Origin of the sequence: Streptomyces sp. NBC_00162 (genome assembly GCF_024611995.1) — a bacterium.
Lineage (GTDB): Bacteria > Actinomycetota > Actinomycetes > Streptomycetales > Streptomycetaceae > Streptomyces.
In genome coordinates this window covers 640,271-653,714 of the sequence record NZ_CP102509.1, presented here as the reverse complement: position 1 = coordinate 653,714, position 13,444 = coordinate 640,271, and the positions used below count along the sequence as shown (strand labels likewise).

The window sequence follows — 13,444 nt, the reverse complement described above, 5'->3', positions numbered from 1 at the left end:
AGGTGGCCCGCTGGGTAGCGTCTGGATCACCTTGATCAGACGTGGAACGGGACCGGGGAACTACGCTGGCAGCCCTTCTTACCGCGCAGGGAGCAACGTGCCGCCGTCCTTCGTCCACCGGATCACCAAGTATGACCCCGCCGACCGTGATGAACACGGCCACTACACCGGTGCCGAGGAGACGGTCAGTGACCATGGGCCGGTCGAAGCGGCGTACCTCGCGGCGATCGGCGCCTTCGCGGAGGCCTCGGGCATCGATCGGCTGGAGATCCGCGAGCCCGAAGTCACCGTTTTCGTCCACTTCGGCGTGGAGCCGCCGGTCGGGGGACATGGCCTCGGCGGGCTCTTCCCGCCCGACCTCGCCGGCTACCACGACGGGGCCGAGGTCTCCCTTCCGGTCGCTCTGGAGCTGGTCCGGGCCATGCTCCGCGACCAAGGTGCCTGGTGTCGTCTGGAGGCGGGGGATGTGTTCACCGTGCACGTCGGGTGGGACCAGTACGTGTACGTGGGCAGCGACCGGCTCTGCTCGGACGCCGTGGCCCGTACACGGGAACTCGGCCTCTTCCCGGAACCGATGACGACCTCCCCCTACGCGGCGGAGCTGGAGGAACCGGACGTGACGGAGGCCGCCGACGAGGGGTTCTGGGCGCGCGTGCGCACGGCGCTGGCCTCACGGCAGACAGTGCTCCTGGAGGAGGGCTACGTCCGCAATGCTGCACGTTTCCACCGCCTCACGCCGGAGAACCTCGACGCGGTTCGTACCGGTCTCAGCCCGCGCGCCCTGCTGACCGTCTGGCCTGACCTGAACCCCGATGTCGGCGCGGTCCTCGCCGCGCTGCCGGAGGAGGGAGCCGCGGAGTTTGTCTGGGAGGCACAGGACGGCACGATCAGAAACGCGATCGTCGACGACACCGAGTACCAAGAGCTCGCCGCCCTGGTGGCCGGGGCCCGGGCGGCCTGCGCCCTGCCCATTTGCCACGACGAACGCCACCCGCTTCTTTGTGCCGCCCTGCCCGACAGCGACGGCGTGCTGCGCGCCCGGTGGTGACCCGGTTCACGCCGGGTGGTCAGCTGGTGTTGTGCATTGAAGTTGTCCCATCAGGCCCCGCCGGACACCTGGCCCGGATGGACAACACCAATGCTCAGAATCGGCTGACAGCTGACAGCTGACAGCTGACAGCCGACAGCCGACAGCCGACCGGGGCCCGGCTGCTGGCCGGGTCTGGGCGCCCCGATGCGCGGGCGCTCCTACGGGGCGGGAGTCGCGGGTGCCTGCGGAGCAGGAGCCGGGGATCCGTGTGGGACCGGCGGGTGGCACGCGGCGCGGATGTCGCCATCCTCCGCGCGCGGCCAGTACCGTCCTTCGAGGGCCTCGGCGCTGCGGTTGAGCCGGACCAGGACGTCCGCCAGCTCCCGTACTTCCTCAGGGGACCAGTCGGCGACCACCCGGGCCAGGCAAGCCCGGTTGACCTCACGGTCTTCGGCGAGCCGGCGCCCGCCGTCAACGGTGATGCGCAGCTTGCGTGCCATGCCGCCGTCCGGGTCCGCGACGCGCTCGGCCAGTCCGCAGCGCAGCAGCGCGGCCGTCTGCCGGTTCACGGTCGAGGTATCGAGCCCGAAGGCCTCCGCCAACTGTCCGATGGACATGGGGCCTTGTGTGTCGATCCGGCTGAGCAGCAGGTACGCCGACCGCTCCAGGCGTTCGGGGTCGCGCTCGCGCCGGGCAAGCACCTGGTGCCGTGAGAGCAGCATCAGCTCCCGCTCCAGTTTCTCCAGCACTGCGCCTCCCGTTCTTTCCGGCGCTCCATTATCGCGGACCTGTGAACCAGGGGACCGCCGGACCCCTGCACGGCTCGGCCTGCGGGCGGCGCCGCACGACGGCCGGACACTGCAATATGCATGATACATAGCATGTGTATTATGCACTTCTCGTTGTCACCCTGACGAGCCACAGCCTCAACCCGGAGGACCCGCATGACCGTCACCACGTCCACCGCCTCCCGCGCCGCCGAGATCTTGTCCCGGCCCGTCAAGCTGAACGGCCTGACCGTCCCCAACCGCATCGCGATGGCGCCGATGACGCGGATGTTCTCCCCCGGCGGCGTGCCCGGCGAGGACGTGCAGGCGTACTACGCCAGCCGGGCCGCCGCGGGTGTGGGCTTGATCGTCACCGAGGGAACCTACGTCGGTCATGACTCTGCCGGGCAGAGCGACCGGGTGCCGCGGTTCCACGGCGAGGACCAGCTGGCTGGGTGGGCGAAGGTCGCCGCGGCCGTGCACGAGGCGGGCGGCACGATCGTGCCTCAGCTGTGGCACATAGGCATGGTGCGCAAGCAGGGCGAGGCACCGTACGCCGACGCCCCCGCCGTCGGCCCCTCCGGCATCCGCGTCGACGGCACCGAGGGGACCGGCAAGGCGATGACCCGCGCCGACCTCGACGACGTCATCGGCGCGTTCGCCGACGCCGCCGCGGAGGCCGAGCGGATCGGCTTCGACGGCGTCGAACTGCACGGCGCCCACGGCTACCTGCTCGACCAGTTCCTGTGGGAGCGGACCAACCGCCGCACCGACGCCTACGGCGGCAACGCGGTGGCCCGTACGAAGTTCGCCGCCGAGATCGTCGCCGCAGTCCGCGATCGCGTCGCGGCCGACTTCCCGGTGATCTTCCGCTACTCGCAGTGGAAGCAGGAGGCCTACGACGCACGGCTCGCGCAGACCCCGGAGGAGCTGGAGGCGATCCTGGCCCCGCTGGCGGCGGCGGGCGTCGACGCGTTCCACGCCTCCACCCGGCGCTACTGGCTCCCGGAGTTCGAGGGCTCGGACCTGAACCTGGCGGGCTGGACCAAGAAGCTCACCGGTCGGCCGACCATCACGGTCGGTTCGGTAGGCCTCGACGGCGACTTCATCCGCGCCTTCGTCGGCGAGGGTGCGGCGCTCGGCGACATCGACAATCTCCTGGACCGCATGGAACGCGACGAGTTCGACATGGTCGCCGTCGGCCGGGCGCTGCTCCAGGACCCGCAGTGGGCGGCGAAGGTTCTCGGCAACCGCTTCGATGAGCTGAAGCCGTACGACGCGGCGGCGCTCAGGTCGCTCAGCCGGTAGCCGGTAGCCGGTAGCCGGTAGCGGTGCGGACGGCTGGTCCGAGGACGCCCCGTGACATCGGTCCGCCGAAGTCACGGGGCGTTCGCGCTCCGGTCGAGGATTGCCGAGCCTCGCCGGTGCCACCCATCGCCACTTCCCTGACGACTTGATCGACCTCCAGGCCGCCTGGCTGCGCACCCGGGCGCCGACCTGGCCCGCCAGCCCTGGCACCACCACGCTCTGACGGCGGCTCATCACCTTTTCCTGCCGCATCTCCGCACACCCTTACTGGGCCGTCCCGGGCGGCTCGGAGCGGCCCGGGTTCCCGGACGACCTGGTCACCGTTCAGCAGCGGTGGACCCGGATCTTCGACCGTCTGGCGCGGGATCCGGCCGAGGGACACGAGATGCGGATGGAGCCGCTCGGTCTTTCCTTCCGGCTGGACGCTCAGCCGCACTGGGGGACCACTGCTCAGGCCTGCCCTCCGAGTTCGTCCGTCGCATGGTGATGGCCACTTACCAGGCCTTCACCACGCTCCTGGGCGTGCCCCTGGTCTCGGCGGCCTCCGCCCGGTCCCGCTCCGCCACCACCCGCGCCGCCGCACCCGGCTCGGCGGGCGCCGTCCCGGCCGAGCCGGCGGTCCCCGCGCACCGTCAGAAGGCCGCGCCCGTACGGAAGTCGGGCCGCGGCAGGCAGCCGTTCCCGGGTCCGGGAACGGTGCCACCTGGGGTGATGGATCGTTCCCATATTCGGGACTCGCGTTGCTGAGGGGGTTGCGGGGTGGTTCACGAGAGGGCTGGTCGGTCACCGTGGTCTGCCGCGTCGACTGCTGTGCCCCCGCATCACACGTTCACAGGACCGTGGGCAAGACCAGAAGAGTGCCTCCGATCCCTCAGGGGTGAGAAGGACCGGGACGGGGGGCAGGCCTGGAGTGGCTCGCGTCATCCAGCGGGAACCTCACCCATTGAAAGGACTCAGGATGCGAACGAACATCACCATCCCCCGTACCCTGATCGCCGCGCTCATCCTCGCCGGCTACGCCCTGACCGTCCCTGCCGCCCAGGCCACCCCCACCCTCAGAGCGGCCGCCGCCTCTCAGCGAGCCGATGCCGACCAAGTCGCCCTGCTCAAGAGGAGCCTGTCGGAATGGAACCAATGGCGTACGGACAACCCCGATATCAAGCCCGACCTCACCGGTGCTGACCTCACGGAGGCGAACCTCGTTGATGCCAACCTCACCGACGCGAACCTCACCGACGCGAACCTCACCAGCGCAAGACTAGAGCGCGCCATCCTCATTGGTGCCAACCTCACCAACGCCAACACCTTGAGCGCCAACCTCGAGGGAGCCAACCTCACCAACGCCACTCTCCGTCACGCCGTCCTCGCCAGTGCCAACCTCACCCGCGCCAACCTCCATGACGCCGACCTCACCGAGGCCAACCTCGACGGCGCCAACCTCACCGACACCGACCTCAGCTGCCGCAACCACCCCGTCTGCGTGTCCTCCTCTGCCGGGTGACGGCAAATAGACGACTGCGACACCGCGAGCGACGGGCTGCCCAGGTGGGTGCCCTCGCGCGGTGCCCCGGGGAAGACGCCATGCGATGACCTCCATGGGCTTGTCCGCGCGCGCTCGTGCCCACCGAGCCACGCGATCCACCGCCGCCCCGGACGGCGGCGGCCGAACGGGTCACCGGGGGTGGGGGCGGCGCGTCGCCGGTATGACGTGCAAGGGAAGCGCCCGCCCACGCATCGCAACGCGCGCTGGGAGGGATCACCAGCGGACCCCGGTGTGACCTGGGGTTGTGCAGGTTGGTTGAGCGGCTTGGTGGTACTGGTGGCTCGTTTGAATCCGCGCAGGGTGGGGGGCGTCGGCAGTCTGGCCCGGGTGATTCTCGGTCCGGGGTGTGGCTGTGCAGGTTGTTTGGTCGTGTGCACAGTTCCACTGGTTCTCGGCAGGTTGCCAAGGATGGGGTGCCGGCCTCGGGCTGTGGTCGTGGCCTGCGGCGGGGGACTGGCGGGTGGTGTTCACGGCCCGTCCGGGACGCCGAGCGGCGCGGTGAACCGCGACTGCCAGCCTTCCTCAGTCAGCACCACCAGCTGGACCGCCGCCGCACGGGTGCGCAGGGGCAGCAGGCTGCCGATCGCAGCGCGGACATGGGCGGCAGCCGTCGGGTCGTCCGCGCCCATGGCGACCGTGACATGGGAGGCGGGCCGCGCCCCGAAGCGGCCCCTGTACGGGCGCAACCCGGGCCACTGGGCGCGGAACGCATCGACGATCGGCTGGAGTCCCGGAACGGTGACGGCGACGAAGCCGGACTCCGTCACGACCTCCGCCAAGAGCAGATCAGCTGCCGGAAAACTCGCCGCCAGGGAACGCACGCCCTTCTCGTCCTGACCCGTCAGCGCCGATTCCGGCACGAACGGGTAGAGGAGCGAGACGTGCGCCGGCACCCCACGACGCACCAGAGCCGGGTCGATACGCCACGCCGCATCCAGGAGCGGGGCGGCATCCGGCAAGACAATGACGACGGCGGTGGTCCCTGGCTCTGGCATTCCATCATCATCGCAGGCCAGGTACGGGACCCGAGAATGTCAGTCTGGGGTTGCGGGGTGGTTGGGGGTCCGGCCCAAGCTGCGTGACGTGGTGTCACGGCGTCAGGCCGGAAGGACGCGCCCTGCCCGCCTGGCGAGCTTGCGCGCCGCCTGGTCGACACGACCTCACGCGCCGTGACCGTGACCGGCCCGCCCGGTGAACGGGTTCAGACCAGCGGGGATTCCTGTTCAGGGGCGGGGCCGTGTCGGCGGAAGTCGGCCCAGGCCCGGGTCAGCCGGTGGACTGCTTCGGTCAGAACGTCCGGCGGGTAGGTGAAGGGGAGGCGGATGAAGGAGTCGTGGCGGCCACTGGGATCGGTGGTCCGTCCCGCCACCACCTCGACCTCGTGGCGCAGCGCGACTTGTGCGAACGCGCCGGCATCGGCTTCGGGAAGCTCGATCCACAGGGCCGACCCCCCGACGGGAGGCTCCCACCTCCAGTCGGGCAGCGACTGCTCCAGCAGTCCGGTCAGGTGGCGCAGCCGACGGGCGGCGGACTGGGCCTGTGTCTGCTCGAGTTCGGCGAGGCGGGGCAGCAGCCGGACGGCGACGGCCTGGTCGAGGACGGGGGTGCCGAGATCGGCCAGCGCCTTGTGGCGGGCGAACCGCGCTGCGACGGGTTCCTCCGCACGCAGCCAGCCCACCCGCAGCCCGCCCCACACCGACTTCGACAGTGAACCGATGGTCAGTACCTCACCGCCCTGGGGAGCGAGGGCTCCCAGCGGCGGCGGCAGCTCGCCCCGGGTGCCGATGCGCCCCGAATAGGCGAGGTCCTCCACGACGGCCACATCGTGCTGCCGGGCCAGCTCGGCGATGCGGCGGCGCCGGGACGCGCTCATCAGCCGGCCGGTGGGGTTGTGAAAGCTCGGCATGACGAACAACAGGTCCGGCTCGTGCTCGGCCAGAGCGGCGGCCAGCAGGTCCGGCCGCATTCCCTCCTCGTCGAGCGGTACGCCGACCGTCCGGGCGCCGTGCGCGGAGAACAGGTCGAAGCAGCCGGGCCAGCTGGGGGACTCGACGACGACCGTACTGCCCGGCCGCAGGTACATCTGGGCGGTCAGGGCGATGGCCTGGTGGGCGCCCGTCGTCACCACCACCTCGTCGGGCGAGGTGGGCAGCCCCAGCCCGCTGATGTGCACGGCGATCTGCTCACGCAGCGCGTACAGCCCCCGCGGGTGATAGCCGGCGTCGGAGAGCAGGTGGGGGAGGTCGTCCGCGATCACGTCGCGCAGTGTCTCGGCGAGTTCGGGCGCGCCCGCGTCCGCGGCGTACGCCAGGGAAATCACGCTGCCCGGACCCCGAGAGAGCCGAGCGAAGACCGAATCGGCCTGCCCCCGCCGCAGTTCGTGCCCCAAGCGGCGGCCGCCCCCCGTCCTTTTGGCCACTCGGGTGCCACTGCCCCGCCTGCTGGCAAGGGTGCCGTCGGCCCGCAGCTCGTCGTAGGCGGCCACGACGGTCGAGCGGCTCAACGCGAGCGCGGCAGCGAGCCCGCGCTCCGACGGCAGCCGGACGCCCGGCGCCAGCTCACCCTCGTCGACGAGGTGGCGCAGCGCGGCGGCGAGCCCGCGGAACAGGGCCCCGCTCCCCGCCCACCCGTCCGGCAACAGCTCCACCAGCCGTTCCGGATTCCGCGAAAGGTCCACTTCGGCCCCCATTGGATCGTGTGGCCTGCCCCAATCCCGGATTGGCTGGTCCCAGGCCTACCACTTGACCTTATCCGCCCCGAGGAGAACGCCCCGATGCCGCCAGTCACCCCAGTCACCTCAGTCACTCCAATCGCCCCTATTGCCCCGGCCATCTCGGCCCGCCTCCGTGCCGTCCTCGACACGTCCGTGCCGGCCGCACGCAACGACGCCGGACGCCACGAATACGACGGCCGTCCCCAGGACCTCTCCGAAGCAGGCATACGCCGCGCACTGTCGGCCATCGCCGCCGCCCGCCCCAGCGCACCGCAGCCCGGCCGGCCGGACACCCCGGCCCCGGCGCACGACCCGCTCGACGAGGCGACGCTCCAGGCCTTCGAGTACGCACTGTCGCTGCGCTTCAGCGATCTCCAGATGCACCGCCGGGACCCGTACCTGCACATCGACAACCTGGATCTGAGCGGCTACGAGAACGACTACGCGCCCCAGGCCGAGCGGGCGCGCGCCCGACGGGACCACCTCGATGCCTGGCCCGACCTGGTGGCCGCCGCCGTGACCACGCTCGACCTGGTCCCCGCGGAGCAGGCCCGCGCCGCCCTGCCCGCGGTCCAGGGCCTGCGGCACCAGCTGACCCGCCCCGGACAGGAGACGACCTCCCGAGACCGGCAGGCAGCTGAAGCGCTCGAGCGCCTCGAAGCCCACCTGCGGGCAACGGCCCGGGGCGAGCGCGCCGCACCGGTACTGGGCGAGGACGGTCTCACCCGGATGCTGGCGGCCACCGAAGGCAGCGAGGTCGACCTCGGGAGCCTGGCCGTACGCGCCGACGCGGAACGAGACCGCCTCACACAGCTCCTGGGGGAGGCCTGCCGCCGTATCGACCCCAGCGCCGACGTGGTCACGACACTGCACCACCTGGACGACGACCACCCCACCGCCTTCGGCCTGCTGGCCGCCACCCGCGAGGCGGTCAAGACCGTCACCGACTGGGCCGACAGGACCCAGCTGATACCCGGCGGGCACCTCACGTGCCGGGTCGGCCTTCTCCCAGAGTCACAGAGTCACGAGGTCGCGACCATGACGGCCGCCGCCCCGGGGGAGCCGGACCGCCCGGGCTGGTTCCGGGTCCGCCGTCCGCCCGAGCAGTGGCCGGCCCGGGACCGCGACGCCTGGCTGCGCACGTACAGCCGCCACCAGCTGCTGAACATCGCCGTGCACGAGGTCGCCCCAGGACACCTGGCGCACCGCCGGATCCTGCGCCACGTCCCGGGTGAAGTGCGCCGCAGCCTGCAGTCGTACGCGACGAGCGAAGGCTGGGCGCACTACTGCGAGGAGATGGCCCTGGAGGCGGGCTTCGGTGACGGCGACCCCCGGCACACCGCGGCCGTGGCCCGCGACGCACTGCTGCGCCTGACACGCCTGGCCTGCGTCATCGGGCTGCACACCGGCGAACTCACCCACCAACAGGCGGCCGCCCGGTTCGAAGCAGAGGCGCACACACCCCCGGCACTCGCCGCACAGCAGGCCACGCGCTGCCTGCTCGACCCCCAGGCGGGCGACTACACCCGCGGGAAGTTCGCGATCCTCGACTTGCGTGACCAGGCCCGACAGCACTGGGGGACCGGCTTCACCCACACGCGCTTCCACACGGCGCTGCTCAACCTGGGCGCGCCCCCACTGACCCTGCTGCCGGCCCTGCTCGGAGCGGGCCGGCGATGAGCGTCCTCTCCGACCCGCAGCAGCTGCTGCTCTTCGTGGGCGCGTCCGCCGCCCTCGTGGGCCTGCCCGGACCGAACCTCGTCTACATCTGCACGCGCAGCATCGCCCAGGGCACCGGCGCCGGGATGGTTTCGGCACTCGGGGTGGAGACCGGCACCCTGATACACGCCCTCGCCACCGCCTTCGGAGTCGCGGCCCTCGTCTCCGCCGAACCGGCAGCACTGAAAGTCCTCACCCTGCTCGGCGCCGCCTACCTCCTCTACCTCGGAATCCGTTCCCTCACCGGAGCCGGCTCGCCCGGCAACTCGGCCCAGCCCGTACCCAGGAGGCTCTGGAGCGTCTACCGCGAAGGGATCCTCGTCAATGTCCTCAACCCGAAGGTCATGCTCTTCTTCCTGGCCTTCCTGCCGCAGTGGGTGAGCCAGGATGCCAGCGGTGCCCAGACCCGCACGGAACTGCTGATACTCGCCGCGATCACCTTCACGGTCGCGCTGGCCATGGACTTGGGGTACGCGGCTACCGCCGGCGCACTCGCGAGAAGGCTGCGCGGCCGCGCAGAGCCGGGCCGAGGCAGGGCCCGGTACCTCGTCGCCCTGGTCTACCTCGGGCTCGCGGCCGCCGCCATGTTCAGCTGACGGCAGCCGCCGGGCGCCGACAACCCGGACCCGCCCTCCCCGTCCGCTACACGCTCGTCGCCACCCCACCCAGCAAATGCTGACCACCTCGCTGCCCGGAGTCGGTGCCGGGCCCGGGCGTGCTGCGGGCGGGGGTGGCCTACGAGCCCAGGCGGGTCACGTCACCGGCCAGCAGGTTCGGCTGCATGGTTCGATGCCTCCTTCTCAGTGCAGTTGCTCGGCCAGTCCGACGATGATGCCCTCCGGGCCGCGGACGTAGCAGAGCAGATAGCTGTCCTCGAACCGGGCGATCTCGCCTACGAGTTCGGCGCCGTGAGGGCGCAGGCGGGCGACGGTGTCCTCGATGTCGTCGACGGCGAACATGACGCGGTGCGTGCCCAGAATGTTGTGCGGCCGGTTGCGCGGCCCGGCGCTGATCGCCGCGGGGCTGCGGTACTTCGCCAGCTCGAGCCGGCTGTGACCGTCCGGGGTCCGGAGCATCGCGATGTCACAGCGGACGCCGTCGAGTCCGGTGCATTGGTCGGCGACGAGGCCCTCGACCTCCGCCCTGCCCTCCAGCTCCATACCGAGTTCCACGAAGAACGCGATGGCGGCATCCATGTCCTCTACGACGATGCCGACGTTGTCCATCCGCTGAATCGCCATGCTGTTTTCTCCTTGTTCCTCGTGCGGCCGGTGGTGGCCGCTGATGTCCCTGGGACGGAGCCGGTGGCACGTTCTCGACATCCTCAGACCGCCGGACTCCGAAAAGTCTGGATCGCGCCTCAGCACCGCTACAGCAGACCCGCGCAGACCTGCGGCGGCAGCAGGGTGGAGAACAGTCCGAAAGAGGGCAAGAGCGCACTCGTGAACTCGAGCGTCCCGAAGCCATGGCCGCACCGGTGACCATCGCGGGCCGGATGCTGCGCACCTTCAGGCCTGCTCACCCCGCTGCTCCCGGTCATCGGGGAAGCCACCCGCCGGACGTGCCGCCTCGATAGGTACCCGCCAGTAGGTTTCCAACAGGGCCTGGCTACAGTGCTCTTGACTAACCGCCAGTGATGTTCGAAGCCGGCGGGAGAACGTGCGTGCGGCGGCGTGCCGTCGCGCGCGGGAACGAAGGAAAACATGGGTTCGATACACAAGCGCGTCGGCGCGGTCCTCGGTTCGGCCGCCCTGTTCGTCGGCGTGGCGCTCACGGCCGGGGCCGGAACCGCCAGCGCCGACGAGACGGGTGACCTCGCGTCCGACATCGATGTCTCGGTGTCCACGACCGGGGTCTCGGGTCTTGCTGCGATGTCGGCGGACGGGTCCCTTACAGTCCACATCACCAGCCCCAGGGACGGCCACGACATGGGCTTCGTCCGGTGGAACGCGGACCCGCAGCCCGCGCCCGACATCCCGGGCGACTCCCTCATCGCCAAGGACATCAGCCCCGACGGCTGGGCGGTCGAGGCCGAGCTGAGCACCGGCCGCATCGCCTCCACGCGCGGCCACAAGGCGATCTACATGAAGGTCGTATCCGGCAACCTGCCCGAGGGGCACCCGTACAAGCTGCGTGGGTGCGTCGTGAAGGGCAGCGAGCGCCAGTGCACCCCATGGCGCCCGGTCCACGCCTGATCCGCTGAAGGGCCGGGCCGCTCAGCGGCCCGGCCGACGCGACGGCGCTCGCTCGAATGCTGTCCCGGCTCCCGTCACGCAGGGCTGGCCGCCTGAGGACGCTCACGCCGCACTGCTCACCCGCCATGCACGCCGCGATCGGCGAGAGCCTCCGCCTCCGCCTTCGGCGCGAAGCCGCCGGACCGCCCGCGCTCTTCCCACAGTCGCCCACCCATCAGGGCCGCCTCGACCCGCGCAGCATCCCAGACCTCCTCCCGGACGCCTGGGCAGCGCCCCTGGACGAACTGGATGGGCCCGCGCGACGGCGCCACGCCGTCACCCCGGAGCAGCCCAGTGGTGGGACCCAGGCGTGGTGCCGAAGGATCATGCGCGTTGCGGCCCGGGAGGGTGTCAGTTGCATCGCCGTGTTGCGCAAGGCGGCGGCGAGTGGGTGGGAGAGCTGCTGGCCCATCCGCCCGGCCTGCCGGGCGGACCGCGCGACTGCCTGCTGCGCGGTCGGCGCTCGGCGTCGTAGCGGGCGAGCGCGGCGTCGACGGTGGGCTCGGTGGCGAGCGTGCTGTCAGTCTCCGCCTTCCTCGAAGACCAGTGGAAGGGCGCGCTGGAGGGCGCAACCGCGGAAGAGGCGTTCTACGTGCTCTGCTCTGTGGCAAGACCAACAACACGCAGACCAGCATCAGCAAGGGGGAAGTCCGTTGCGAAATCAGCGTCGAAGGACGGCCCGCGTCCATGCCAGGCAGTCGCCTGAGCAGCGCGGGGCTCTGCGCTCGAAGCACTCGCGGCCAGCGGCAGGCTGGTCTTTACGGAAGAACGATCCAGAACCCCCGGTTGGCCACTCTGAGCACGCCAGTTGTCCACGGGCTGCTCGCCTGGCCTATCCGCGCAGATTGGCGGGGTCGACGTTGGTCAGGTTGCGGCTGGCGTCCCACAGCCGCGCCGCGACAGCGGTGTCGGCGAGATGACTCCATACCGCTTCTTGTCGAGGTGTACCGCGCAGACCGAAGAGGCGTGGTCCCCACAGCTGTCCTCCGCGCGTGGCCGGGTCGAGCACCGCTCGGACCGCTGGCCATGCGCCGGCGTGCTTGCCTTGGACGAGTAGAGCGGCGGGTGCCGTGCGCAGCCGCGCGCCGACGCTTCGCACATGGACCGGTGGTCGTGACGGGGTGAGGGAGTCCAGCGCGCCGCCGGGGTGGACCACCACGCTCTCCGCCGAGCTGCCGAGGGTGCGCAGGCGGCGGCCGAGTTCGAGCCCGAAGTACATCTGTGCCAGCTTGGATCGTCCGTAGGTGCGTTTGGCCCGGTAGTCCCGCCGGGACTGGAGGTCGTCCAGGTCCAGCCGTTCCGATTTCGCCGCGAAACTGCCGACGGTCACGACACGTGCCGCCGGTGCGGCCGACAGCAGCGGCATCAGTCGGCCGGTCAGCGCGAAGTGTCCGAGGTGATTCGTACCGAACATGAGTTCATGACCGTCTCCTGTCTCGCGACGCGGCGGGTCGTCGAACGCGACGCCTGCGTTGTGGACCACCGCATCGAGGGCATTCACCTCCAGGGATTCCACCACTGCGCTGAGCGACGGCAGGTCGGCGAGGTCCAGCGGTATGGCGCGTACCTCCGCGCCGGGCACGCGCGAGCGGATAGAGGTCATGGCGGCTTCGGCTCTCTCCGGGTTGCGGCTGCCCAGCACGACGGTGGCGCCGGTCGCGGAAAGCTGCTCTGCGATGAAGTACCCGATGCCCGCGTTGGCGCCGGTGACCAGGAAGACGCTGCCCTCGGCACGCGGCAGCCGGTGAACATCCCAGTGCGGGGTGGAGGACGTTGGCGACATGACGGGAGGCTCCCTTGATCCGGCAGGACGAGGCGATTGCGGCCGCTCCAAGGAGAGCGGCTTGTCATCCACGGTCCCAGCGAGAACCGACACATCGCCCATAGATCACCGACCGCCACGGCCGGGATACCGACACTCCGCCGACAGGCGGCGCCGACTTGCCGCAGAAGCCGGTCGCTGCCCCTGAGCGCGCCAATTGGTTCTGCCCGCCCTTCCGTGAAGGCCCAACCCCGGCGCCGGCCCCGAATGCTTTCAGCGAAGGAGTTCACCAGTTCCCTGATGATCTGATGTGTTCAAGCGCGTCAGAAGGGGGTCCTGTTGAGCGAGTGGCATGTGGTGTGGGTACC

Annotated in this window: 12 protein-coding genes and 1 pseudogene; 7 read left to right on the top strand and 6 right to left on the bottom strand. The window is 70.7% G+C overall.

Annotated elements, in window-relative coordinates; all coding sequences use genetic code 11:
• The first annotated feature begins 97 nt into the window (after nt 1-97).
• Nucleotides 98-1,048 (top strand): RNA-binding protein, encoded by a 951-nt coding sequence (locus JIW86_RS03610; RefSeq protein ID WP_257552460.1) that lies wholly within the window; start codon nt 98-100, stop codon nt 1,046-1,048.
• Nucleotides 1,049-1,248: 200 nt separating this feature from the next.
• Here JIW86_RS03610 and JIW86_RS03605 read toward each other — a convergent pair whose 3' ends face one another.
• Nucleotides 1,249-1,752, bottom strand: a complete 504-nt coding sequence (locus tag JIW86_RS03605; protein WP_257559206.1) for a MarR family winged helix-turn-helix transcriptional regulator — start codon at nt 1,750-1,752, stop codon at nt 1,249-1,251.
• A 222-nt stretch (nt 1,753-1,974) separates the two neighbouring features.
• Between JIW86_RS03605 and JIW86_RS03600 the strand changes: the two genes are divergently transcribed.
• The 3 genes from JIW86_RS03600 to JIW86_RS03590 all read left to right on the top strand — a co-directional run bounded on the left by JIW86_RS03600 (nt 1,975) and on the right by JIW86_RS03590 (nt 4,606).
• Complete coding sequence (locus tag JIW86_RS03600) at nt 1,975-3,105, top strand: NADH:flavin oxidoreductase (RefSeq protein ID WP_257552459.1); 1,131 nt, start codon at nt 1,975-1,977, stop codon at nt 3,103-3,105.
• A 480-nt stretch (nt 3,106-3,585) separates the two neighbouring features.
• On the top strand, nt 3,586-3,852 hold the full coding sequence (locus JIW86_RS03595; protein ID WP_257552458.1) for a hypothetical protein: 267 nt from the start codon (nt 3,586-3,588) through the stop codon (nt 3,850-3,852).
• A 211-nt stretch (nt 3,853-4,063) separates the two neighbouring features.
• Nucleotides 4,064-4,606 carry a pentapeptide repeat-containing protein gene (locus tag JIW86_RS03590; RefSeq protein WP_257552457.1) on the top strand — a complete coding sequence of 181 codons (543 nt, stop codon included), beginning with the start codon at nt 4,064-4,066 and terminating at the stop codon, nt 4,604-4,606.
• 509 nt (nt 4,607-5,115) lie between these two features.
• Here JIW86_RS03590 and JIW86_RS03585 read toward each other — a convergent pair.
• Nucleotides 5,116-5,643 carry a 2'-5' RNA ligase family protein gene (locus JIW86_RS03585; protein WP_257552456.1) on the bottom strand — a complete coding sequence of 176 codons (528 nt, stop codon included), beginning with the start codon at nt 5,641-5,643 and terminating at the stop codon, nt 5,116-5,118.
• A 206-nt stretch (nt 5,644-5,849) separates the two neighbouring features.
• A complete protein-coding gene (locus JIW86_RS03580) occupies nt 5,850-7,325 on the bottom strand; it encodes a PLP-dependent aminotransferase family protein (protein ID WP_257552455.1) in 1,476 nt (491 codons plus the stop codon).
• A 189-nt stretch (nt 7,326-7,514) separates the two neighbouring features.
• Between JIW86_RS03580 and JIW86_RS03575 the strand changes: the two genes are divergently transcribed.
• Both JIW86_RS03575 and JIW86_RS03570 read left to right on the top strand, forming a co-directional pair.
• Nucleotides 7,515-9,041, top strand: coding sequence for a DUF885 domain-containing protein (locus tag JIW86_RS03575; protein ID WP_257552454.1), 1,527 nt, complete (start codon nt 7,515-7,517; stop codon nt 9,039-9,041).
• Nucleotides 9,038-9,676 carry a LysE family translocator gene (locus tag JIW86_RS03570; RefSeq protein WP_257552453.1) on the top strand — a complete coding sequence of 213 codons (639 nt, stop codon included), beginning with the start codon at nt 9,038-9,040 and terminating at the stop codon, nt 9,674-9,676. The genes JIW86_RS03575 and JIW86_RS03570 overlap by 4 nt, the downstream gene beginning before the upstream one ends.
• A 204-nt stretch (nt 9,677-9,880) precedes the next feature.
• On the opposite strand, the gene JIW86_RS03565 is transcribed toward JIW86_RS03570, so the two are convergent.
• Nucleotides 9,881-10,321, bottom strand: a complete 441-nt coding sequence (locus JIW86_RS03565; RefSeq protein WP_257552452.1) for a VOC family protein — start codon at nt 10,319-10,321, stop codon at nt 9,881-9,883.
• A gap of 462 nt (nt 10,322-10,783) precedes the next feature.
• On the opposite strand from JIW86_RS03565, the gene JIW86_RS03560 reads away from it, so the two are divergent.
• A complete protein-coding gene (locus tag JIW86_RS03560; protein ID WP_215145508.1) occupies nt 10,784-11,275 on the top strand; it encodes a hypothetical protein in 492 nt (163 codons plus the stop codon).
• A gap of 334 nt (nt 11,276-11,609) precedes the next feature.
• Here JIW86_RS03560 and JIW86_RS03555 read toward each other — a convergent pair.
• A pseudogene (locus tag JIW86_RS03555) lies at nt 11,610-11,833 on the bottom strand (FAD-dependent oxidoreductase); the annotation flags it as partial.
• Between the two features lie 313 nt (nt 11,834-12,146).
• Nucleotides 12,147-13,097: an SDR family NAD(P)-dependent oxidoreductase gene (locus tag JIW86_RS03550; protein WP_257552451.1), complete on the bottom strand. Its 951-nt coding sequence runs from the start codon at nt 13,095-13,097 to the stop codon at nt 12,147-12,149.
• Nucleotides 13,098-13,444 lie beyond the last annotated feature (347 nt).